Genomic DNA, 23,721 nt, shown 5'->3' with positions numbered 1-23,721 from the left:
ACGGGGATCATTCTGTGGGCGGGGGGGGCAAGCGCTGCCCCTGATGACGGGGATCATTCCGTGGGCGGGGGCAAGCCCCGCCCCTGCATCTTTAACTTCACCCTACCCTCTTTAAGCCGAACGTCTACCTCACCCTCGACCAAATCATCAGGATTTGTAATCAACCGGCCTTCCTGGCTAACCAGGGCGTAGCCCCTGGCCAGGGTTGTTTCAGGCCGGAGGGCCGCCAGTAACTGTTCATAATGTGACAATTGGTCGTTGGCCGTAGAAAGTATCCTGCCCGGCAATTGGTTCAGCTCCCCCGCCAGGCGGTCCAGTCGGTGGTGTTCGTGCAATAAAGACTGCCCGGCGGCCTGGCGGACAGCACTGGCCTGCCGGTTGAGTTCTTGTGTCGCTGCCGACAGCTGGTGCGTGCCAACCGATAAAACACCTCTGCCTAACTGCAGCAAGCGGACCTCGGCCTGCATCAGGCGTTCGACCAGGAAAACAGCCGTAGCAGTGGGTGTTTTCAGGCTTTTGTGCGCCACCCGATCAAGCACCGTTTCATCTGTTTCATGGCCAATTCCTAACAGTACCGGTAACGGAAATTCCGCAACGGCCCTGCAGAGCGCCTCATCATCAAAAGCAGCCAAATCTGTTCGCCCACCTCCACCACGGACGATAACAACGGCGTCAAAAGCATCGGGCCAGTTTCGGCGGATCTCCCGCAGCCGGCTGATGATTTCAGGGCTGGTTTGGGCGCCCTGCATCGCGGCGCCAAATAGCCGCAGTTGAAAACGGTAGCCGTAGGGATTCCCCTCCAGCTGTTCCCGAAAATCTGCGAGGCCAGCAGCGGTATCGCTGGAGATGACCGCCAATCGTTGCGGCACGACGGGCAGGGGCAGCTCCGCATTACGGTTCATCAGATTATCGGCAGCCAAACTTTCCAGCGTTTGTTGTCGCCGGCGTTCCAACGCGCCGATGGTGTGGGTCGGGTCAATGTCTTCAACAACCAGCCGCAGACCAAATCGCTCGTGAAAAGACGTACTTACCCGCAAACGGACCGACATGCCCTGTTGCAACAGCCCCTTAGTCATTTTTAAACCATGTATCCCCTGTAATTCACGGAGCTTATTAGCCCAAACCACGGCCTCCAGCTGGGCCTTGATGGCGTCACTCTCCGCTTCTTTTTGCACCAATGTCAGCCAACAATGTCCCCGGGAAATGTTTACCTGGGCCAATTCCGCCGCCACCCAAACAGGTTCGGGTAGATTCAGCGCGAAAACGCGTCGGATGAAGCTGGTTAGATCGGAAAGTTGGTAGGTTGCCGGAGCCATGGGGTGAAGGTAGGGATTCGTGGGTAGTATGTAGTTGGTGGAGGGGAGTGAGCATTCCCACTTAGGCCCGGAGGGGTGTCTTGCGTAGCGAGGGCTCAGCGCAGATCTGTAGGATCAAGCGCAGCCCCTCGTTTTCGTTGCGTTGCCTGGGTCACCAGTTCAAAGTGTAAAACTTAATGCCTCAGTGCCTTAGTGGTTCCCTTCCCCCACACCAAAAAAAGAGAGGGCCAGACAATGTCCGGACCCTCCTAGAAAAACACCTAAAACCCATATTCATATCATGAAAAACCTATGTTATGTCCTCCATTTATGAAAAGCGTGCTTTCCTGTTGGAGACGCTTTTTTGACGGAGGACACATAAATTAGTCACCTATTTCTTTTAGTTAAATTTTTTAAGACCTTGTTATACAGCTACAAAAACGGAAAACCCATGCCCTCAGACTTCGCCCGGAGACCGAACTACTTTAAGGATTGCGGTTCCGCCTGAGGTGGAACAAAGACTTGGTTTTGCTTCCGGAACCGAGGGGTCCGAAGGTGTTTTTGTAGCGGTTTAAAGACCTTACTTAACCAACGTACGTAGCCTAACGGCCAATTGGATTAAAGAGTTCAGATATAATGTTTTAACATCTGAAAACTTGTTCCAATTAAGGGAGTACAAAGATACTTTCGAAAATCAAATCGGGGGTTGTAAGTAAATAAAATACTTACAACCCCTGAAGCTAATTTTGCCAATGCTGGATTATTTGGGGAACAATCTACTAGCGAGGTCCAGCCTCAACGACCAGTGGGTCAGCTTCGTCGGCGAAAGCCTTGAAGTTATTGTTGAACAGACCTGCCAGTTTCCTGGCAGTTTCGTCGTAAACCTCTTCGTTACGCCAGGTATCTCTGGGGTTAAGGATCGCGTTGGGGACGTCCGGGCAGGTCTTTGGAATTGAAAGTCCGAAAAACGATTCCTGATGAAACTCCACGTCATTAAGCGCGCCGGTGAGGGCCGCTTTGATCATAGCGCGGGTGTAGGTTAGTTCCATGCGGGAACCGGTACCGTAAGCGCCACCTGTCCAGCCGGTGTTGATCAACCAGACATTTATGGGGTTACCATCCGCCGCCGCAGCTTTGAGTTTATTGCCTAGCATATCGCCATAAACGGTTGGGTGCAGTGGGATAAAGGGAGCACCGAAACAGGCAGAGAACGTAGCGAGTGGCTCCGTTATCCCAGCCTCCGTACCGGCAATTTTGGCGGTATAGCCACTGATGAAGTGGTACATAGCCTGCTCAGGCGTCAGCTTACTGATGGGAGGCAGGACGCCAAAGGCATCACAAGTCAGGAAGAAGATGTTCTTCGGCAAGTCTCCGCGGGAGTTGTACATGATGTTATCGATGTGGTAGATCGGGTAACTCACGCGGGTATTCTGAGTAATGCTGCTGCCGGCATAGTCCGGGGTATGGCCATCTTCCTTTAAGTCAATGTTCTCGAGAAGGGCACCATACCGGATGGCTTTATAAATCTGAGGTTCTTTTGTTTCGCTGAGGTCAATGACCTTTGCGTAGCATCCACCTTCCAGGTTAAACACGTTGGCCTGAGACCAACCGTGCTCGTCGTCACCAATTAAACGGCGGTCGGGGTCGTTGCTGAGGGTAGTTTTTCCGGTACCGGAAAGACCGAAGAACAGGGCGCTGTCTCCTTTGGTTCCAACGTTGGCGGAGCAGTGCATGCTCAGGACATTGCGTCGCGTCGGGAGAACAAAGTTCAGTACAGAGAAAATCCCCTTCTTGATTTCACCCGTGTAGGCGGTTCCACCAATGATGATGGTCTGTTTGGTGAAATTGATGATGCTGAAATTTTCCTGCCGGGTACCGTGCAGAGCGGGATCCGCCAGGCAGCCGGGGAAGGCATAGATCGTCCATTCGTCGGTCTGTAGGTTGCTGTGGGTTTCACCATCAGGCCGAAGGAACATATTGTAGGCGAAGAGATTTTGCCAGGGCTGTTCGGTGTACACCTTTACGTCGATGCGGTACTTGTGGCTGGCACAAGCCTGGGCATCGCGGTAGTACACAGTGTCGAGCCCTTTGGCGTACTTCAGGATTTTCTCTTCCAGTGCGTCGTAGCCGGCAGAGGTGAAAGGGATATTGATATTTCCCCAATCTACTTTATCCCGGGTGATATCGTCTTCTACGATGTAGCGGTCCTTGGGAGAGCGGCCGGTAAATTTCCCTGTATTGATAATGAGTGCGCCCGCATCAGATAGCCGGCCCTGACCGGTTTTGATACTGGCTTCCACAAGTGCGGAAACGGAAAGATTTTCCTTTAGGTTAGGATGTTGCATGAACTGATTTGGTTTTAGAAAAAGAGCCACCGATCAATGGTAGTTGAAAAGATGGCCGGTTGGCTAAATTCCAGCACACAATGCGTGCACTGCGCCGCCAAGGTGGTGGATGCGGCATTTGAGGCTGCAAAGTTAGTGAAGGCTTAGGTAGTATTACAGTATTAAGGATTCAGTTTTTAGGAATCAGTATCCAGTATACTGAACAATAAGGCGCGGCCGCAGGTGCAAAAAGGAAACTTTAGAGCAAAGTAGAGGTGTTTGGGGATTGGGTGCAAATGAATGCTTACGGTGCTGGCTTATGGCTATGCCCCATCAGACGGACATCCCCATTTTCGCTCCTCCGTCGAACGGCTAATCTCAAGCTAAACATTGCCAGCGTCAACGAGCATCCGTCACTGCCTCCCCTGCCTCTCAAACTTCCTCTGCACCAGCGTCCGCGCCTCCCGGACAAAACGCCGGATCAAACTAAAATCAAAGTAGAAATGCCTCAAGCTAAACAATCCCCCACCCTCAAACCGTTTCTTTCACACAAGCAAGCTATGGAGAAAGTACGTATTGACAAATGGCTCTGGGCCGTTCGCATTTTCAAGAGCAGGACATTGTCGGGAGACACCGTCCGTCAGGGAAAGGTTCGCCTCAACGGCGCAACCACCAAGCCCAGCACGTCCGTTACCGTCGGTGATCGCATCACCGTGCAGAAGAATGGTTTCAGCCTGGAATATGAAGTACTTCGCCTGATTGAAAAGCGCGTCGGCGCGCCAATTGCCATTACCTGCTACGAAGACCACACGCCCCAGGAAGAACTCAACAAGTACAAGGATTGGTTCGTCGGTAAAGCCGGCACCGAATTCCGGGAGCGGGGCTCAGGTCGGCCCACCAAACGGGAACGTCGGACGATCACGCGTTTTAAGGACGGTTTTGACGATCAGGAGGACGATTTATAGCGGCCTACTCACAAAATTATCAGGTGACGGAAGCTTTGATTAAAAACGTGTGGCGTTTTCAATAGCCTTAACCCATGGGGATGTGGCGTGAGAGTGGGTTTCTTAGGATTGCGCTGCGATTTATAGCGGCAAAACGTACCTTGTGCTTTCTAACCCATATTCCCCTTATGCCAAAACCAGAAACTGTTGGGATCATTGGTGCCGGCACCTTCGGCACGGCTATGGCCAACCTTTTGGCCCTCAACACCGAGGTCCTGGTTTACAGCCGCAATAAGGAGTTGGCCGAGAAGCTCCAAAAAGACCGTTTGCGCTTCGGGGTGAAACTTCACGACCGGGTAACGGTACTCAATGATTTTGAGGAGATTGCCGATCGGTGTCAGCTGATTCTTCCCATCGTCCCTTCCAATAATTTCCGGGACATGATGCGCTCGGTCACCAAGCACCTCCAGCCCAGCCACGTGATGATTCACGGTACCAAAGGTTTCGACATTACGGGGGTGGACGAGCAGGACATCCCGATGACCGGCATCGACCGCCGGCAGGTGCATACCATGACTGAGGTCATCCTGGAGGAAAGCGTGGTCGTGCGTGTCGGCGCTCTGGCAGGCCCCAACCTGGCCCGGGAATTGCTTGACGGGCAACCTTCGGCCTCCGCCATCGCCAGTAAATTCGACGAAGTCATTCAACGGGCGGATGCCGTTCTCAGCTCCCCGCAGCTGCACGTTTTTCATACCCACGACCTCCTGGGTGCCGAACTCGCCGGTGTACTTAAAAATGTGGTGGCCCTTGGCTCCGGCATCCTGAAAGGGTACGGACTGGGCAAAAATGTACAGGCGATGCTCATTACGCGGGGCCTCCACGAAATGATTCACTTCGGCCGGGCGTTAGGAAGCGACAACACGGCGTTCTTTGGTACCGCCGGTATCGGGGACCTTATTGCCACCGCCACTTCGAGCAAAAGCCGGAATTACACGTTTGGCTTTCGCCTTGGCTCCGGAGAAAACCTGGAGGAAGTACGTGCTACCAGCCAGGAACTTGCCGAAGGCGTACGGACGCTGATGATCACCCGCCACCTGGCGAAGAACCTGCGCCTGCGTGCGCCCATTACCGAGATGCTCTACCGCATCGTGTTTGAGAACTATCCCATTGCAGAGGCAATGGACTTTCTGATTACGTATCCTTACGAAGTCGACGTCGACTTTTTATAAGCTACCCACATGAATTTTAAAAGCTTTATCCCGCACCTGATCGCCGTTGGCGTCTTCTTCGCAACGGTATTTTTTCTCTTTGCCCCACAATTTCAGGGAAAAAGCCTGCCAAAGGGAGACATTAATGCTTACCTGGGCTCAGTACGGGAAACAACCCAGTACGAAGCTAAGTCAGGAGAAGAAGCTTTGTGGACCGGCACCAACTTTGGCGGAATGCCAACGTACCAGATCAGTCCGCCAGCATCGGGAAACCTCATTAAAAAATCGGGTAAACTTTTTAACGGGTTCATGGCCCGGCCCGCCGGCTATTTCTTTGCGGGTATGCTCGCCTGTTACCTTTTATTGATCCTGATCGGCGTCAGCCCCTGGCTAAGTATTGCCGGGGCACTGGGGGCAGGGCTGGCCACCAACGGCTTCGTCCTTTTTGAAGCGGGGCACATGACTAAGGTGCTTACGGTATTCTACCTGCCCTTGGTCGCAGCGGGTGTACTGTTGGCTTTTCAGAAAAAATACCTGCTCGGCGGACTGGTTTTTGCCTTCGGTATGGGGCTGGCAATTGCCAGCAACCACCCTCAAATGCTCTATTACTTTGGGCTTACACTGCTCTTTTACGGAGTGGCCCGGCTGGTAAAAGACTTCAAAGCGGGAGAACTACCCCATTTCGGCAAGGCCATGGGGGTATTGATCCTCGGATTATTCCTCGCCATCGGATCCGGTGCCAGCTTATTGTGGACAACCAAACAGTACACTGCAGAGACCATGCGCGGCGGGCAAAAGCTGGAAACCGTCGTCAAAACAGATATCCGTGATCCTAACGCCGCCGTTCCCGACGACGGCCTCGAATGGGACTACGCCATGCAGTGGAGTAACGGCCTGAAAGATCTGTTGGCCACCTACTCGCCATTGGCAGCTGGTGGCGGAAACGGCCAGCAAGTCAGCAATAAAACCGACCTCGGCAAAGCACTGCGCAAATTCGGTGCCCCCCAGCAGTCCGTTTTTCGTTTCCCCATGTACCACGGCTCGCTGCCCTTCACCGAAGGGCCGGCTTACCTGGGTGCCGTAGTTTGGGCATTGTTCCTGTTCGGGTTGTTTACCGCACGACGCACCATTGCCATCTGGCTTGGTGCCGGCACATTCTTCATTTTTCTGCTCAGTATGGGCAAGAATGCGGAGGGCATCAACCATTTCCTGTACGACACCCTACCCTTCCTGAGCCTCTTCCGTGCGCCGAGTTCTGCGCTCAGCATTTCTACCTTCATGATGGTCTTTCTGGGCATCGTCGGGGTTCACGATTGGTTGAAAACACTGGACACGGACGAAGAAAAAGCCCGCAAGCAGTTACTGTTTTCTGGTATCACCAGTTTCGCGCTTGGTCTGATCATTACGGTAATCGTCCCTTCCTTCATCGACTTTAAGGCGGCGGGAGACGGAAGCATTCTCCCGGCCGACAACCCCAACACCGCTGCGGTACTGGATGCCCTGGTAGACACCAGACGGTCGATGTATGCAGACGGCGCCTGGCGCAGCTTCCTTTTCGTTGGTCTCACCTTCGGCGCGATCTTCCTTATGTTCCGTCGCACCATCAGTCCGATGATTGGCGGCCTTATCCTCGCAGCGCTGATCGCCGTGGACTTCACGGGCATCAACAGCACCCGGATGGAAGCCAAAGACTGGCGTCGGGTCCCGGCTTCCGCAGCGCCTTACCAGGCAACTGCGGCCGACAACACCATCCTGCAAGACAAAGACCCGAACTTCCGGGTGTATAACGCTACGGTCAGCGCCTTCCAGGACGCCAGTACCAGTTACTTTCACAAGAGTGTTGGCGGGTATTCGGCGGTTAAGATGCGCCGCATTAATGATGTTATTGACGGCTACCTGGCGCGCAATGAAAATGCCTACAAATACAATTACCCTGCCCGCGAAGACCAGGCCCTTTTCAATATGCTCAACGTTAAGTGGTTCATATTACCGGGACAAGATGGCGCACCCCGCGCCCAGGTGAATCCGGCAGCTTTCGGCCATGCCTGGCTGGCGAATGCCATCCAGACGGTGCCCACCAACGACGCAGAGTTTGCGGCCCTGGGCTCGGTGCCCGACCTGAAAGCGACGGCGATTGTCCACCAGGAATTTGCGAATGAGATTGCCGGCTTGCAGCCAACCGGTCAGGGCGCGGTACAGCTAACGGAGTATACCCCCAACGCACTTTCGTATAGTTTCAATTCTCCCACCGAGCAGCTGGTGGTGTTTTCTGAAATGTGGTACGGGCCCGACCTCGGTTGGGAAGCGACCATTGACGGACAGCCCGCTAACCTCATCCGGACCAACTACCTGTTGCGCGGCTTACGTGTACCTGCGGGGCAGCATACCATTAGCATGGAGTTCCGGCCCACCAGCTACTTTGTTGGTCGGCCAATATCTATGATCTGTAGTTTGCTGGTAATTTTGGGACTGCTGGGATATATTGGGTACTCGGTTATGGAGGCCCGGAAGAAGGAGCAGGCAGCGTAGCGATTCCCTTTTTGGCGCGGCCGCAGGTGCAATGGAATGGTTTTGGGGCAGCGTCTGTAGGGGGCTGATGGACCTGGCTTTAGACCGGTAGTCCCTGGGCTACACGTACACTTCCCGTTAGCCCCTCCCGAAGTATTAATTTCAGACACGCGCTGAAGTAAATTTTAAAAAAATCAGATTTTAAAATCAGCAAAAAATACTACAAGATGCAGAACGAAGATATTTACGAAAAGGCGCATAGAAAGGTAAAAGCTAAAAAGGGATTCTTTTACCACCTCATAGCTTATGTGTTTACCATCGGGATGCTTTATGCCATCATGCATTTTGAAAACAATGGTGAATTACTTCCGGTGATAATTGTCTCCCTAAGTTGGGGGGTTGGTTTAGTAGCTCATTACTTTACCGCTTTTGGAACAGAGAACTTAGAAGTCCTCGGCATTAGTCCTAATTGGGAGGAGAATGAGTTAGAGAAAGAATTAGAAAGACTGACACGGAAAAGGGAACTCAAAGACCAGATCAGACAAGAGAAAGACCTCTTGGAGGAGCCCAAAAACCTGGAGTTAAAGGAAATTGTGAGAAAACCTTTAGGGAATGATGACTTTGTTTAGTTGAACAGTTCAAACTACTGCATTTTCCCAGTCCCTAAATTCAGCCAATTAGGTTGAAGGAGTTATCCCAAAGATTACAGTCGTTGCGGAAATTACGAGACTGCGCCCCTTGCAAAAACCGTAATTTAATGTACTATTTTTTGCACGTGAGTAGGAAGTAAGTAACGAACCTACGTTTGGTCTCCTTTACCTCAATAAGTCAAATCCTCCACTAAAAAGCCACGAAAAGCGACATTGAGCGTAGTCTGACTAATATTCGCATTGTTGAAAATGCGAATGTTTTCTCCGGGCCGGAGAATGATCAGTGGGCTGGTGAGGCTACCGGAAATGGGCGGAAAAGAGTGATTGGTACCAGCATAACGAAGCGCGGTTGAGAAACGGCTGAAGGAAGTGCCTGCTCTTATGCTGACATTCATCCGTTCTAGCCCGGTGCTCAGGTTATTGTCCAATACATTTATGTGGGTAATGATAAAATAGTGGCCTGCAGGGACCTGCGTAAAGGAGTTCGGTCCGGGGTCACCGGTTACTCCAGATTTTTCAAAAGTGCAGTTTACGGCCTCGGTGTTACCGACGGGGACGGGGGAAGAAAAACCTCCGTAGGGAATGGGGCCGGTGGGGGTATCGCTGCTCTTGTCAAGCGAGAGCACTTTCCATTCCCTCCCGTTATAGCCCTCAAATTCGCTGGTCTGATCGTTAAAGCGGATGGTACCGCGCTCTGGTGGCGTTGCATCGTCGGATACCTGAATTTTACCCATAACATCAAGGGCCTGGGAGGGTGTGGGAGTATTTACCCCTACCTGAGCTGTGAGGAGGCTGCTAAAAAAAATAAGCAGGATGAGGCTAGAACTGCGCATGGCGAGTGGAGTTAGCGGTAAAACAAGAGGGTATTCAGCCCTCTATGCAAGCAAAATGCAAAGCGTTACACATTCGGTGGCTGTATGTACAGTATTTAAGGTTTGGCTATTTGCCGGCCTGAAAGGCCCGACTTATTGAACAAGAGGTTATAACCAACGCATTATTACTTGGCGAACGAGCTTCCTTCTACGTCTCGCTCCGGCCGACGAGTAATTGACGATGCGAGCAGGTTAAAATCACCAAAACACCACAAAAAACTTCCCAATTACCCCATCATTTTGCTTCACCCAAACCAAAGGTGATCGCTTGCTGATAATGTCAATTTCAATTATTTCTATGGCCGAAGCATAACTGATCCATTCAACGTCATGATGTGGAGCGATCAGCCAATCCAGTTTAACAGGAATAAAAAATTTAAGCCCTTTAAATAGGGCTATCTCACGAAAGGCGAGATAAAAACCTGCTACACAGTCACTATTTAATGGGCTAACGCCAACACTTCTGTTTTGGTACGGTAAAAACAGTTGTGCTTTGAAACACAGCATTTGTCTGATGGTACTTACCTCTAACTTATAGTCTTCCAGATAAGGCCTGGTTAATTCACTGTGCAGAAGCGCAAACTGCTTAAGGTGAAGCTTCCCCAATTTATAGAACAGACTATCCTTACGGTTTGGGCCAATCCAGTAAGCCAGTGGCTCATCGTAGTCTTCGATGGTATCGTACAGGTAAAATTTATAGGCGATTTCCAGGTGAACGGGCCTTCCGTCATCATAGAACAAGGCGTCAATTTCTCCAACTGTTCGTTTGTCCTTTTGAATCTGCACGTTATCATCAATCCAGGAGGTGGAAGGTCGGCTTTTCACCTGGTGAAAGACGAACTCTTCTACGAGTTTGCCCAAACGATGATTCTTGAAGATCACGGAATCATCAACAGCTTCTGCGGTAGTGGCCAGCTCAATTTGTTTGAAGGGAGATACCGTCTCACTTTTCCATAGCGGTGGTGTAGAGATACAGCCTTGATAACGCAATTTAGTTGCTAAATCCATTGATTGCCGAAAGTACGAACTACCTTTGTGTCAAATATAAATTATGGCAACATTTTCTGACTTAGGCGTAAGTAAGGCTTACATAAAAGCACTGAAAGAACTCAATATCATAACGCCAACGGAGATTCAAGCTGCCGTAATACCAACGCTTTTAGGGACCAAAACCGACCTTATCGGCTTAGCGCAAACAGGAACAGGAAAGACCGCGGCTTTTGGCTTGCCGCTTTTAAGTTCCATTGATGCCAACAAACCACAAGTACAAGGCTTAATCATTGCGCCAACGCGCGAGCTTGTGCAGCAAATACAAAAGCAACTCTTCAGGTTTACCAAGTACCTTGATGAGATGATTTTTGCTGAAGGTGTTTACGGTGGAGAGAGGATAACCCGCCAAATCAAGGCCTTGACCAGACCCACCCATGTTGTTGTTGCAACACCAGGTCGTTTGCTTGATTTAATTGAGCGTGGCGCAGTAGATATTTCAAACGTTAAGACACTAGTTCTTGATGAAGCGGATGAAATGCTGAGTATGGGTTTTAAAGAAGATTTGAACAGGATCCTGCAGCACAATACGTCCAGACGAAATACCTGGTTGTTTTCTGCTACAATGCCTGAAGAGATTAAGCGAATCGTCAGGACCTACATGTCAGCCGATGCCGTTAGAGTTGAAGTGAACAGGAATTCGTTGGTAAATGAAAATATTTCACATCATTTTATCAATACCAGTATCAAGGATAAAGTAAATACCATTGTAATGCTTCTTAAGAAGCGACAAGGCAAAAGAGGAATCATATTTTGCAGGACTAAAGCCGGAACCCAGAAACTAACAAAGCAACTGCACAGCAAAGGTTTTACGGTGGGAGCTTTAGAAGGTGATATGCAACAAAAAGAGCGAGATAAAGTAATGCGCGCCTTTAGAAATGAAAGCCTTCAGATTTTGATATCAACCGATGTTTCGGCAAGGGGAATCGACGTAAACAACCTCTCTTTTGTATTGCACCATCAATTGCCGGAGCATTTAGAGTATTACACGCACAGAAGTGGCCGAACGGCCAGAGCGGGTAAAACAGGGCAGTCAATAGCGCTGATTATTCCCGGTGAAATGAAAAAGGTACTTGATGTTCAACGCGCATTGGGAATCAAGTTTAGTGAAATGACTTTGTAATGTTGTGCGCCAACTCGCTACATTGAGGGACTACAGAAAATGCCGGATAATCACAGCTTGGTTTATAAACGAGGCCACTCTGGTTTCATAGAGACAATGTGAAGAGGTGCACACTCCACAGCGCTACGCGCCGCCAAATTAACGCTGCATCCATTGCCCAAAAGGCCCAGCAGCCAACCTTCACATTCTTATGAGGAGATAGCAGTGAAAGGATACGGCCCAGCCTAACCTACACTGCACCTGCGGCCCCGCCAAAAAGTCTTTCTAAAGCGTTAATATTTTGGCGCTTCAGGAAAAATGCTTTACCTTTTGCAGCGTATTCTTATTTACCCGTATCACTTATGTGACCTAACCCTAGCCAAATGCGTAAACTCCTACTTTACCCCACCCTATTCGCTCTACTCCTCTTAAGCGCCTGCCGCGAAGAAGGTTTAGTCGTAACCACCATTACCGGCGAAGTCCCAACACCTGCCATCATCACCGCTACGGTTAGCGCCGTGACGGCCGAGCGGCCAGGGAACACTTTATCGGATGCTACCATAACGGGACTCAATGCTTCACAAATACAAGTCAACCCCGACGGCTCCGTCACCATCCAAGCCAGCCAACTAAACCCTGATGGCACACCGGTGACCGTCACTAAACCCGGATTCTGGCCGGAGAACCGCTTACTTATGCCAGCTGGCGACGGCGAACTGCGGGAAACCTTTGTCATGGAACCAAAAGTAAAAGCCGGTGAAATCAACCCCGCCGCGGGCGGAACGATACAACTTGGCGAAAACTTCTCCGTCAAACTTCAGCCCAACACCGTCGTCACCACCGAAGACGGCACGCCCTACACTGGGGAAGTGGAAGTTTACATAAACCACGATGCCCCCGAAGACGCTAACGAGATGCTGAACAGCGCCCTCAACTTCCCGGCCCGGTTGGCGTCTGGCGAAGAAGCGGCATTGGAAAGCTATGGCATGATGGACATCGCCCTGGAGGCACCGGATGGCACGCCACTCGTGCTGGGAGAAGACACCCCCGCAGAAGTACGCTTACCCATTGACCCGTCGACCCAGGCAAAAGGAACCGACGAGGTCCCTTTTTGGGTCCTGGATCCCGACGGATTCTGGCTGCCCGCTGGCGTGGCCCGCCTTGCCCCTGGCTGCTACGTTGTCTACATCACGTCCAGTGGTACGTGTAATGTAGACGTCCCCCATCCGGTGACCCGTATCTGCGGCCGATTCGTCGATCCCAACGGTCTGCCCCTCACACACTCCCCCTTCCTGGTGACACTGGATGGCGGCATGAGCTGCTCCGCAGCACGTGTGGATTGTGACGGCTACTTCTGCGTAAAAGTCGCGGCTAACGTTCCACTAATCTTCAGCGTAACGGATCCCTGCACCGAGGAGATTTTTGTATTTGCTATTGACCCCGTGGACGAGAACACCTCCCGCGAAATCGGAGAAATCACCGTTGACCTGACGAACCCCGTCTTTGTAGCTACGGTACGCGATTGCAGCGGTACCGCCTTACCAAATATTGATAAATCGGAAATCTGGGTTGGCGGTAACGGTGGCAACGGCGGAGAGTATTTCGCTCCCGACGGCGACGGCATGACGGTCATCAACGTAATCGATTGTAGCGGTGACGACCTGCTCGTTCAGGCCTTTACCAGTGATTACAAGGCATCCTCCCGCGTCGTCCGCCGCGCTGCCGACGAGGAAATGCCCACCGAATTCATCGTTTGTGGCGACCTGAGTGACGGCGAATACTTCGACCTTACCATCGACGGTGTCGCCGTACCAATCACCGAGCTAGTCCCCATTTACTGGCCAGATAACGGTTCGTTCGATTGGCTCGTGCGCGCCGCCGGCGAACTCAACGGAGAAGAATACAGCCTGTTCCTTCAATTTGCCAATCCACGCGAGGGAGGTTTTACAGATGACGAAGCTTCCGCCGCGATCTATCGCCTGCTTCCCGGCCAGGAGTACGGCGAGGGACGCGTATACGTAGACCCGCTGCAAAAGCTAAACCTGAATGGAATAAGCCTTTCCGAAGACGGTATGACTTTCGAAGGTTCGTTCAACGTAGCCATGAACCTACAAAACGATGCGGAGCAATTGGTAGAAAAAACGGGGCTTGCGGTGCAGGTATCGTTCCGGTTCGAACTGTAAAGCCTGGTTAACCGCTAGAAGGCACTTGCCAAAAATCGACCCTTCGCCGGTCCTCTCCACCGGAGGGGGGTGACCCAACCAGTAGTGCGCCCGGTAGCCGTGAAGCTAAAGGGACCAGTGTATAAACATTAAGCCATCATTTGACCCATCTAATGACTGTGTGCGCCGTGCCAAAAAACAATGCGTCTTACAACGAACTGTATCGCTACTGGTCTCCAGTGGTGAACGTTGTTGTGGGTAGCATTATACGGATGGCGATTACGTTAGGGTTAGTAGTTATTTCCTCTATTGGCCTATCCGCAGCGGACCTCGATGCCAAGCCATACTACTCCCCTTCGGAGGACAATCCTTTCATAGTACAGGACTCCGTTCCCGTGCCAACCCGCACTGCCTCTGTCAAAGAGCCATTCCGTCCCACTACCCAGTCGGAACGCGAACGTACTGCCATTATACTAAAGCACACCAGATTGGGCACGCCCCCTCCACCGCCCGAAGTGTTAGAACAGCAACGACGGGAACGGGTAGAAAAAGTTGAGGAGCGCAAAGCAGAGCAGCGAGCCCTGTTTGTTAACCGGCTCGAACGCCGTAGCCAGCGCCTGAAAGCGTTGAATGACGAAGGAAGTAACCTCTCCAAAGCCAACAAACAAAAACTGGCTCGCCAATTAAAGGAAGATCGAAAACGCGAAGCCGACCGGTTGAAAGCTGAACGCAGACGCGAGAAAGCCCTTGCTAACCGTGAAGCGCAAAAGGCAAAACTACTGGCTAAAAGAAAAGCAGAACGTCAAAAACGCGAAGCGCAAAAGGCAAAACTACTGGCTAAACGGGAAGCAGAACGTCAAAAACGCGCAGCAGATAAAGCCAGGCTCCTGGCCAGGCGCGAGGCTGCCCGAAACAAACAGGAAGCAGAAAAGGCCAGACGCTTAGCCGAACAGGAAGCGGTAAGAAAAGAACAGGAAGCAGAAAAAGCCAGACGCTTAGCCGAGCAGGAAGCGGTAAGACGAGAACAGGAAGCAGAAAAAGCCAGACGCTTAGCCGAGCAGGAAGCGGTAAGACGAGAACAGGAAGCAGAAAAAGCCAGACGCTTAGCCGAACAGGAAGCGGTAAGACGAGAACAGGAAGCAGAAAAAGCTGAAATCCTTGCCAAACAGGAAGCGGTACGGCAGAAACTCGAAGCGGAAAAGGCGAAGCGTTTGGCCGAACAGGAAGCAGAAAAAGCCAAACTGGAAGAAGAACGCCGTAAGGCATTGGACCTACAGCGGGCCGAAGCGGAACAACAAGCCATCGTGGCTGAGGCGAAGCGTGTTGAAAAGGAACGTAAAGATGCCGCCCAGCGTGCTGCAAGTTCCCTACCACCAGAAACTCCGATCCGGCCCCGGCTTTCTCCCGAAGAAAAAGAGCGCCAGCAGTGGGCTGAGCAAGAACGTGCAAAGTTCCAGCGTGAGCAGCTGGTCGAGGCCCGAAAGGCAGCGTTGAAGCGTCAAAAAATTGCCCGGCGCCAGGCAAGTATCGCCTACCGTGAAGGACGCTGGGAACGCAGAGCGGCGCGTAAGAAAGCCATGCGGGAAGCAGCCGAAGCTCGCATCGCCCAGCGAGAGGTCCACCAAGAAGACCTGCGTCAACGTCGCGCCAGTGTGCGTGCTGAACGTCAGCTTCGATTAACAGAACGTGCGGAGATCAAATCCCGACGCTTTTCCGAGCGCCAACAACTCAAAGCTACAAAGGCCCGCGTCCGCGCGGATCGATTGGTGGCCCGTGACCTGCAAAAATCGGAACGGCTCGCCGTTCGGGAAAAACAAAAAGCAGAACGCCTGGCCGACCAGCTCGCCCGTAAGGCTGAGCGCGATCTGCGGAGGGCCGAAAAGCTGGCCGCCAACGAGGCCCGCCGCAACGAACGGCTCGCCGCCCGGGAAAAACGAAAAGCAGAACGCCTGGCCGACCAGCTCGCTCGTATGGCTGAGCGCGATCTACGCAGAGCCAAAAAGCTGGCTGCCCGCGACGCCCGTCGAAGCGAACGGTTAGCCCGGAAGGAATTGCGTCGTTCCAAACGGCTCGCTCGACGTGCAGCGCGCAGGGCCGCGCGTAAGGCACGGCGTGAGGCCCGACGCTTACGTCGTCAGCAAAATCCGCCTTACTGGACGGCCGAGCCTGCCTTGATTGTTGGCCTTTCCGCCCGCTCCGGTGGGCCCGCCGAAGAGAAATCTCTTGAGGCAATTACTGTACAGGCATTGGTTGGCTACCACCGGGCAAAAGGGCTTAGTCTTCGCGGAGGCATGGCTGCCAGCGTGATCAACAGCAAAGTGTCGTCCAGCACGAGTATTACCGGAACCGTCTCCCAAACCGGTGTTGTTCGGATCATTCAACACCCGGATGGCACCCGTACTGAAGAAACGGGAACCATTCAGGTGCCACAGACCACCATTCGGGAGGAACGTTATTACAACCACCTGAGCAGTATTGATTTCCCACTGTTGCTTGGTTACCGTCTTCAGGGTAGTCGTTACGGTTTGCTAATTGAGGCTGGCCCTAGTCTGAACCTCTCTAGTGGTGGCGCTGCTCATTTCCGGAACGGGGAGGGTTTCCAGTCGGTAAGTGGCGGGCACTTCCTGCGTCGTCGCACCGGAATCGGTTTCCTGACCATGTTGACCGGCGAATACAAACTGAGTGAGAACACTGCACTGATCGGTGGCCTTCGCATACAATCCTTCGGGCGTGCTTTCGAAAATCCGGAGGTTACCGGTAATGCTACACGGATTACTACGGTGGGTTTGCAGGTGGGGTATCGGGTGCGGTTTTGAGAAAAAATGCACCCTACCGGACAGTTTGTCTTAGCCGTAGGGTTTCTACCGGTTCTCAACTATTCAGTTGAAGTTGATGTAAGAGTTGCAGTTGTTACAAGGGTTGCAGTTGTTGCAGGCGAAATGGCCAACTGGGACTACTGCAACTCCTGCAACACTCTTCAAGCCCGTAAGACCTCAGCAAAAGTGTCGCAATAATTGTTTTTTGGGCGGGGCCGCAGGTGCAGTGAGAAGGTTTGGGAGCTGGGTTTTTAGGGGGTGGTCGGTCCCAAGCTGGTTGGTGGACCTTAGCTAACATTTCTCGTACCTTAATCGCCTGGAATTCATCATGCATTTCAATCTACTATAAATAGTAAATGAGATTTAATTTTTAAATTACCGAAAAATAGATATATTTGAAATATATATTTTTTTTGATTACCAATGTTCAGGCGAGTATGTAAAAACGACCGAATAGCAATTCGTAGCTTGACGGCCTGTCAACAATAATATTTAAAAAGAAAAAGGTAATGCCATCAATCTCCAGTCCTGTAGCACAGCTAATGCCTCATCCATTCCTGGCCTACGTTTCTTCAGGGACCGCAGAGGCCTACCTGGAGCACTACGGCCGCACCAAGCCAGACTCAGCGCATGAACAATTCTGGCCCCATACGGATATGCTTCTTGCCGCTGCAAAGTTTGAGGTCGTAGACAAGGGTGCGCGAAATATATTTGTAGGGGAAGACCACGTGGCCGCACTCAAGAAGAAGGAACAACGGGTTCTTCTGCTTGTTAGGCCAGCCTTTTTCCTTCCAGCAGACGAAGAGATCAACGACGAGTACATCAGTTTCATAGCCGAGGCATCCCCGCTTTTTAAAAAGGGCACCGTTGTTTACGTGAGAGAGACCAATAAATCGTGCATCAATTTCGTCCTGCCTCACCTTAGAGTAAGTTCCATGACTGGACAACTTGCGCTGACAAATGAAGAACGCCCGCAACCGATCACGGGAACCGAAGCGGCTGCGATGACCTATATGCCAGGCCGCCCTATAGCCTCCAACCAGGTACCAATAGCTCGGATGGCGGCCGCGGCCGCGTCAGCCAAACCCATAAAGACCGGGCTTGCAATCGTTAAGAACTTCAAGTTCATTTTTCCATCGCCCTATGGCGACGGCATCAACGCTGCGCTGTCGATCTTTGAGCTAATCTTGGGCAGCGGCGGCCCGTCCATCGCCGATGCAGTCAAAGAGCTCAAAGATTTCATGGAGCAGAGAGACGTAAATAACTGGGTGCGCCATGTGCATGATTTCATAAACTGGTGGAGCCTCAAGACTCACGCACTGCACCAGAAAAACGTTGACGCAACTGAATACATCATAAACGACCTACTGTCACAACTACAAAAAGCAGTCGATGACCAGACCACTAATAGCATAGTAGTAGCCATCAACGGACTTAGCGAAGACGAGCATGTGATCAAACCTGGCGTCATTGACCAACTATGTCTTTCTGTCGCTGTCTACTGTCTCGCGCTCAAGATGAGGGTTCAACTTGAAGCGGTAGTTGCTCGGCATCTGAAGGACCAGCAAGATCCTAGGTACAAAAAATGGGCGGCACTTGTACCAGCCCACTACGACAATTTTAGAACGGCGATACTCGGCGCACCAGAAGACGGCTACATCGGTTGGGCAGATCGTATTGATCGTGCAGTAGACGCCCTTGTGAACGTGCGGATGGCAAGGATCAGCCCGACAAAACGCACCATTGCCTGGGGCAAAATGACCCGTTCAGGGCAACATCTGGTCAACGGATGGGGTTTCTACGATCTAGATATGCAGGGAGGGACCCATAGCACGCCTCAACTAGTTTGTTTCATTCAGGACACTGGTGACTGGTGCTGTGACACTCACGTCGGTTTTCAAAAGGAGGTGGAGGCCTATCGTCAGAACTACGTCGCTGGCATCGAAAATAATCAACGATCCAAGTATGGTGAGATGACTGCCTTCGCGAAAGGCCTTCGCGAAGGAATTATTTCGTGGCCGAACTCCTTACCGCCATTGGACTAATAGTTTGTCAAACCTCTACTGCAGTACGCCGGCACGCCAGCCATAGTAGGCTAAGCTAACTGACCTATACCCCAAAGGCGCAACCAGAAAAGGAGCTTCCCCTCTCCCTCCCCACCCTAACCAAAAAATGCCATAAAAACAACAGCATAGCTATAGCTTTCATGGCACCATATAAAATAGAGGTTGAAGTCAAAACATCGAATGCTGAGGCCTCAATAAATGCGTAGTATTACTAGCCCACTAAGACCCGAACTTCGGTAGCGATTGGTCCTTTTGGTCCTTTGCCAATTTCAAAGCTCACCTTATCGCCGTCTTTGATCTGGTCGATCAAGTTATCGGCATGGGTGAAGTAGCTTTCACTGTTTTCGTTGGCTACGATGAAACCGTAACCCTTTTCAGTGTTGAAAAAGTTCACCACACCTAGCTTAGTAAACTTAGACTCGTTAGACTTCTCTGACTTGGGCACACTGATTTCAATGTCCTCAATGTTAAGTTTCTTTTTCTTGATGGGATCCGGGGCCTGGGTAGTCAGGTTGCCATCTTCGTCTACGTACATAAATTCTGGTGGCTTGGCGTTCTCTGACTTCTGATCCCTTTTATATGCCTTGTCCCTCTTCTTTTTCTGCCGTTTCTTCTCTCTTTCTTTTTTATTAAAACTATCTGCCATTGTGGTTATTTGTGTGAAAAATGCGACGCTGCTTTCTCAATATTGAGAACCTGGTCATGGCCACAAAGGTAGACAATTTCAAAGGAAGTGCTTTGCATTTCTCAATCGGGAGCTCCCTTACGGCCATACCTCTGTGCTTTACCTCGAGTCAGCTCTCCCCTGACACATAACCAAAAACAGTTATCGTGTCTGTTTCTCCCGAAGCACCACTTTCCGCCCATCTGCCTTTGCCACATCGATTAAGAACTGCCGGTAATCGCTATAGGCCGTTGCGGGTAAATCAACGGGTAACAGCTTCAAAGTCCGTACCCAGGTGAGTTGACCAGGCTTAGTACTTACCACGGAGCGATATTCCCCCGCAGCATGGTCAATGCTGGTAACTTCCTCCCCCAGACTTTCGATTTCCATGGTTGAAGGATAAGCCATATGGACAGTATCTACGTAGAACCTGGCCTTATTAAGGACGACAGGTAATTTGCGTTCTTCCAGTTTATCCGGTACGTAATCATAAGCATAGAACTTATTGATGGGGACGAACATTCGCTTACCTAACTTACGGGTATAGCCCGGCAGCGTGGTCACATAATTAAGGTGGGCCACGGGAGCATCTTTCTCAACTTCCAACTTGTAGGTATCTCCTCCAATGTCAGGTAGTACGCCACGCTGGTTAAGCTGTTCTCGTTGTTTCGTTTCATCACGTTCTGCACTTGCGAAATACCTTAAAAAATCTTGCGTTGCGCCGTAGAAGTGACCATCCAGCGAAAAGCCTGTGGAGCCGTCAGGGTTAATGTTCAGACTTACGGTACGCAGGTAACTGTTATCAGCAGCGGGCAAACTTGGGGTACGGGACAGTTTCCCTCCGCCGGGAGTGATCCAAAGCACATTTCGGTCATCGGTCCCTTCTCCGAGATAACCAGTTGGTGCCAGTTTACTGGTACATTCCAGGTACATCTTCTCTCCGGGGACGTAAAGGATCATGTGATTGAAAGCCGAAGTGGTAAAGGACTCATCCACCGGAAAGAATGGGGTGTCACTGGAGTTCACCAAGACCGGATAAGTTTCGATGCCCACCTCGGTCAACATAGCCCCCATATAATTGCTCAGTGCTTTACAATCCCCGTATCGGTTGGTCTCAACGTACTCCGCAGAAAAGGGCTGCCACCCTCCAATGCCAAGTTGTACGCCTACGTAACGGGTTCGATCCTGCATGAGGCGGTACAGGGCATTGATCTTTTCGCTGTCGGTTGTCAACCCGGCAGTCGTTTCCCGTACGAGGCTTTTGAGTTGGTCCGGCAGGACGGACCGGCCCTCCATCAGTTTTCCAATGAAAGCGCCAAATTCCTCCCAGCTGTTCAGGGTGCCCTCGTAATCATCGATACGAAAGTTGCTGAGCCCAGTCCGCAAGTAGGGTGCGGTTTGGCTAAGTGGCGGCGCGCTGGACTCTCTTCGGTTAGCGGGTAACAGTTTAACCGACCAGGAAAACACCTTATCCCCACCCTCTTCAGAAACTTCCGGTTCCGGCAAGGCATTCAGGTGGTAAAGCAACTTAATGTCGGTCGGAACGTGAGCGGTAAAAGAAGATTGCTGCACTGACTGCTCATAAGTAAGCGGCATCCAAGATGGGAAGTCGACGATGGCAAAGTCTTTCATCACCTTCTCATATTCAAACTCTACAGTGTAGGGGTAAGTCAAGTGTTCAATTGTCGTCGTCTGGATTCTGCTATCCGTGTAAAATTGCCCGCCCGTGAGGTAGCGAACATCCTCTATTTCTGATTTTTTGGCCGAACGTACTTTTTGGCCAAGTGCGTCAAACAGCGTCGCGTTAAATTTGGAAATCTTCGAATTACCATCATAGTACACCGCCAACTGATTTTTGTGTCCGTGATTATCGTTTAGAATAGTAACCACCTTACGTTCATAAACACGAGCCTCTGACCGGGACACCACCCGATAAACTATCTCGTGTTGCCGAACCACCGAGTTGGCGTTCTCGCGCAGCTCTGCGGGGATCGTGAGCGCGACGTAATCAAGGCCCTGACCAACAAGCACGAACGCCTGAAGAAGAAAAACAACTGCAAACAGACTTCTCATTACTTGGAGCGTTTTAGGACAATAGTCGATTCCTGAAAGTCGATGATCATTTTGAATATCTGCTTTAGCGCCAGGTATTCCGAAGGTGCGTAAACGGTTTTACCAATCGTAACCGTGAAATTCAGTGCGATGGAGTTGTCGCCTCTGTCGTCCATGGCAAAAGTGCAAACAATGGTTCCATCCTCCGAGGTAATCCGTTGACTCTCGGGCAATTCATCAAGTACGTAGCCTTCAGGCAGGGTAATGTTAGCGATGTAACGTTCCTGCCGTGGGTAGGCGAAGTCAACGGGGTACAGCCGTTGATCTACGTCAGCCAACCCTTTGTCAATGAAGGTAAAGAGAAATGGCTGGACATACAGGTAATCGTCTATGCCTTCCCCAACCGGCACCCTCAATTTCATGTTCAGCGTCAAAGGTCCACTCACCTCATCACTTTCAGGGATTTCGTGGCTTACAATTTCGGCCTCGGGGTAAACTTTGATAATCTCCTCCGCCAAGGGTAGTTCGTTATCCTCCACCATCTCATCAAGTTGCTGACGGCCGTTAAATCCGTAGTAACTGCTCAGCCGACTCTGGATGTCTACTTCCGCCATTCCGTTTTCATCGAGCACCATGTTGGCCATCACGATTTTCGAAGCCGTCGGGACTCCAACATCAATCCAGCGGGGATTCTGCGGGTCGGCAACAAAACCTCGGTGATTGAGTGCATTTACCCGGGGCAACCCCATAGGTCGATGCACACTCCCGGGGTCCAGCACCACTTGTTTCCCGTCGATGGTAGCCAGTATCATAACGTGATCGAATTGCGTCAGCAGAGGATAAATTTCCAGGGGTGCGCCACCATCTCGGAGTGAGATTAGTAATGGCTGAGACTCGATCTCCGCCTGCCGCAACAGGGCCAACAATAAAAGACTCACTTCACCACTCGAACCGGAAGCTGCATCAAATACTTTATTGGGGGTGTTATCTGACCTCCACCGGTATTTCCCGTCCCAGCCTATTTTACTCGCTACGAACTCATACAATACCTTTGCTTTTTCTTCCTCCGTGGATAATCCTGCAAGTAGGGGTTCCATCTCTTTCCATACCTTATTGCTGTTGCTTTTAATACGGTAAGACTTACCGAAATCCGACCATTCATCAATTTCTTCGGTTGTTTTCTGCCAATCGGAAAATATCTCCTGAGTGGACTGCCCCGGGTAGCTGACCGATTGCAGTTGCATTCGGACCTGAGGGATATAATCCGAAAAGTTATTAACGTACGGTTGTTCTGTGTAGGCGGGTAAGTCCTTGAACGCCCAAAGCAAATCAATGTGCCGCATGTTTACACCTCCGTAGTTGAGGTTAACTGTATTTGACTGATTAATGTGATAGTCACTTGAACCGTTCGCCAGGCTAACGTAATTGAATACATAAGGAATAGTAGAGTGGTATTCGGCGTAACGCACGGGAATGTCTTCCTGAAAAAAGTACCGGCTGGGCACCAAAATAGATTCGCTGTTTTCCGAATAAGTGTATTCAATTACGGCTCCTACCCTTACCCCGGGAAAGGTAAATTTGATGATGTCCCGATTATCATCGTAACGCTCCCGAATAAAATCTTTATTAGATAATTTTTTAGAACCACCATCGGGAAAATGAATAACGGCATTCATGCTATAAATTCTCGAATACTTGGGGTTAAACACTAATTGAACATCCGCGCGACTAAAGCCTTCTTCCGTTAATAACTTAATCCGGCGGTGGCGGTACTCTTTCAAAGCAGGCCTACCGTCTCCATCCTGAAGGAACCTCACTTCCAGTGCATCATACAAAACGTAAGCTTCGGCAGTGGAATCCGCTCCTGGGGCAGTCATCAGCGCCCGGTCCTCTGGGGTAATTTTTCCAAATTTTATTTTCACGGGGTCTTGCGCTGCCACACTAGTGACTAAAACGCACAGAAATAACAGGGTAAAGAATTGTAATTTAGACAAGGGATGATGCTTATTTA

General features: G+C 51.0%; 15 protein-coding genes. 8 read left to right on the top strand and 7 right to left on the bottom strand.

Annotation, left to right across the window (positions count from 1 at the left end):
• Positions 1-53: 53 nt before the first annotated feature.
• Positions 54-1,316, bottom strand: coding sequence for an exodeoxyribonuclease VII large subunit (gene xseA, locus B036_RS0105360; protein WP_020567661.1), 1,263 nt, complete (start codon positions 1,314-1,316; stop codon positions 54-56).
• A 758-nt stretch (positions 1,317-2,074) separates the two neighbouring features.
• Entirely contained in the window at positions 2,075-3,640 is a 1,566-nt protein-coding gene (pckA, locus tag B036_RS0105355; RefSeq protein ID WP_020567660.1) for a phosphoenolpyruvate carboxykinase (ATP), read from the bottom strand.
• Between the two features lie 539 nt (positions 3,641-4,179).
• Here pckA and B036_RS0105350 point away from each other — a divergent pair.
• The 4 genes from B036_RS0105350 (at position 4,180) to B036_RS0105335 (ending at position 8,908) form a co-directional block, all read left to right on the top strand.
• Positions 4,180-4,584, top strand: a complete 405-nt coding sequence (locus B036_RS0105350; RefSeq protein WP_020567659.1) for an RNA-binding S4 domain-containing protein — start codon at positions 4,180-4,182, stop codon at positions 4,582-4,584.
• Positions 4,585-4,751: 167 nt separating this feature from the next.
• Positions 4,752-5,792 (top strand): NAD(P)H-dependent glycerol-3-phosphate dehydrogenase, encoded by a 1,041-nt coding sequence (locus B036_RS0105345; protein ID WP_020567658.1) that lies wholly within the window; start codon positions 4,752-4,754, stop codon positions 5,790-5,792.
• A 9-nt stretch (positions 5,793-5,801) separates the two neighbouring features.
• A complete protein-coding gene (locus tag B036_RS0105340) occupies positions 5,802-8,300 on the top strand; it encodes a glycosyltransferase family protein (protein ID WP_020567657.1) in 2,499 nt (832 codons plus the stop codon).
• 206 nt (positions 8,301-8,506) lie between these two features.
• Positions 8,507-8,908, top strand: coding sequence for a 2TM domain-containing protein (locus B036_RS0105335; RefSeq protein ID WP_020567656.1), 402 nt, complete (start codon positions 8,507-8,509; stop codon positions 8,906-8,908).
• A gap of 191 nt (positions 8,909-9,099) precedes the next feature.
• On the opposite strand, the gene B036_RS0105330 is transcribed toward B036_RS0105335, so the two are convergent.
• Together B036_RS0105330 and B036_RS0105325 are read right to left on the bottom strand one after the other, a co-directional pair.
• Positions 9,100-9,762: a hypothetical protein gene (locus B036_RS0105330; RefSeq protein ID WP_020567655.1), complete on the bottom strand. Its 663-nt coding sequence runs from the start codon at positions 9,760-9,762 to the stop codon at positions 9,100-9,102.
• Positions 9,763-9,999: 237 nt separating this feature from the next.
• On the bottom strand, positions 10,000-10,809 hold the full coding sequence (locus B036_RS0105325) for a DUF1853 family protein (RefSeq protein WP_020567654.1): 810 nt from the start codon (positions 10,807-10,809) through the stop codon (positions 10,000-10,002).
• A 43-nt stretch (positions 10,810-10,852) separates the two neighbouring features.
• Here B036_RS0105325 and B036_RS0105320 point away from each other — a divergent pair, with 43 nt between their 5' ends.
• The 4 genes from B036_RS0105320 (at position 10,853) to B036_RS0105305 (ending at position 18,973) form a co-directional block, all read left to right on the top strand.
• Positions 10,853-11,971, top strand: a complete 1,119-nt coding sequence (locus tag B036_RS0105320; protein ID WP_020567653.1) for a DEAD/DEAH box helicase — start codon at positions 10,853-10,855, stop codon at positions 11,969-11,971.
• Between the two features lie 362 nt (positions 11,972-12,333).
• Complete coding sequence (locus B036_RS0105315) at positions 12,334-14,133, top strand: hypothetical protein (RefSeq protein ID WP_020567652.1); 1,800 nt, start codon at positions 12,334-12,336, stop codon at positions 14,131-14,133.
• 167 nt (positions 14,134-14,300) lie between these two features.
• The gene (locus B036_RS0105310) at positions 14,301-16,928 is read left to right on the top strand and encodes a hypothetical protein (protein ID WP_157472042.1); all 2,628 of its coding nucleotides are present in this window, start codon (positions 14,301-14,303) and stop codon (positions 16,926-16,928) included.
• Between the two features lie 509 nt (positions 16,929-17,437).
• On the top strand, positions 17,438-18,973 hold the full coding sequence (locus B036_RS0105305) for a hypothetical protein (protein WP_020567650.1): 1,536 nt from the start codon (positions 17,438-17,440) through the stop codon (positions 18,971-18,973).
• A 232-nt stretch (positions 18,974-19,205) separates the two neighbouring features.
• On the opposite strand, the gene B036_RS0105300 is transcribed toward B036_RS0105305, so the two are convergent.
• From B036_RS0105300 to B036_RS0105290, 3 genes are all read right to left on the bottom strand, one after another.
• Entirely contained in the window at positions 19,206-19,640 is a 435-nt protein-coding gene (locus B036_RS0105300) for a cold-shock protein (protein WP_020567649.1), read from the bottom strand.
• A gap of 180 nt (positions 19,641-19,820) precedes the next feature.
• Positions 19,821-21,731: a DUF3857 domain-containing protein gene (locus tag B036_RS0105295; RefSeq protein ID WP_020567648.1), complete on the bottom strand. Its 1,911-nt coding sequence runs from the start codon at positions 21,729-21,731 to the stop codon at positions 19,821-19,823.
• Positions 21,731-23,704 carry a DUF3857 domain-containing protein gene (locus B036_RS0105290; RefSeq protein WP_026231718.1) on the bottom strand — a complete coding sequence of 658 codons (1,974 nt, stop codon included), beginning with the start codon at positions 23,702-23,704 and terminating at the stop codon, positions 21,731-21,733. Before B036_RS0105290 ends, B036_RS0105295 begins: the two co-directional genes overlap by 1 nt.
• Positions 23,705-23,721: the final 17 nt, after the last annotated feature.

This window comes from Neolewinella persica DSM 23188 (assembly GCF_000373105.1).
GTDB lineage: Bacteria > Bacteroidota > Bacteroidia > Chitinophagales > Saprospiraceae > Neolewinella > Neolewinella persica.
Note: the sequence above shows the minus strand (reverse complement) of the source record. Positions and strands in the feature narration are given on the sequence as shown.

Excerpts from the sequence above, each read along its gene's own strand:
- B036_RS0105330 (WP_020567655.1), bottom strand. The coding sequence starts at position 9,762 with ATGCGCAGTTCTAGCCTCATCCTGCTTATTTTTTTTAGCAGCCTCCTC.
- B036_RS0105295 (WP_020567648.1), bottom strand. The coding sequence starts at position 21,731 with ATGAGAAGTCTGTTTGCAGTTGTTTTTCTTCTTCAGGCGTTCGTGCTT.
- B036_RS0105300 (WP_020567649.1), bottom strand. The coding sequence starts at position 19,640 with ATGGCAGATAGTTTTAATAAAAAAGAAAGAGAGAAGAAACGGCAGAAA.
- xseA (WP_020567661.1), bottom strand. The coding sequence starts at position 1,316 with ATGGCTCCGGCAACCTACCAACTTTCCGATCTAACCAGCTTCATCCGA.
- B036_RS0105335 (WP_020567656.1), top strand. The coding sequence starts at position 8,507 with ATGCAGAACGAAGATATTTACGAAAAGGCGCATAGAAAGGTAAAAGCT.
- B036_RS0105320 (WP_020567653.1), top strand. The coding sequence starts at position 10,853 with ATGGCAACATTTTCTGACTTAGGCGTAAGTAAGGCTTACATAAAAGCA.
- B036_RS0105315 (WP_020567652.1), top strand. The coding sequence starts at position 12,334 with ATGCGTAAACTCCTACTTTACCCCACCCTATTCGCTCTACTCCTCTTA.
- B036_RS0105350 (WP_020567659.1), top strand. The coding sequence starts at position 4,180 with ATGGAGAAAGTACGTATTGACAAATGGCTCTGGGCCGTTCGCATTTTC.
- B036_RS0105305 (WP_020567650.1), top strand. The coding sequence starts at position 17,438 with ATGCCATCAATCTCCAGTCCTGTAGCACAGCTAATGCCTCATCCATTC.
- B036_RS0105325 (WP_020567654.1), bottom strand. The coding sequence starts at position 10,809 with ATGGATTTAGCAACTAAATTGCGTTATCAAGGCTGTATCTCTACACCA.
- pckA (WP_020567660.1), bottom strand. The coding sequence starts at position 3,640 with ATGCAACATCCTAACCTAAAGGAAAATCTTTCCGTTTCCGCACTTGTG.
- B036_RS0105345 (WP_020567658.1), top strand. The coding sequence starts at position 4,752 with ATGCCAAAACCAGAAACTGTTGGGATCATTGGTGCCGGCACCTTCGGC.
- B036_RS0105340 (WP_020567657.1), top strand. The coding sequence starts at position 5,802 with ATGAATTTTAAAAGCTTTATCCCGCACCTGATCGCCGTTGGCGTCTTC.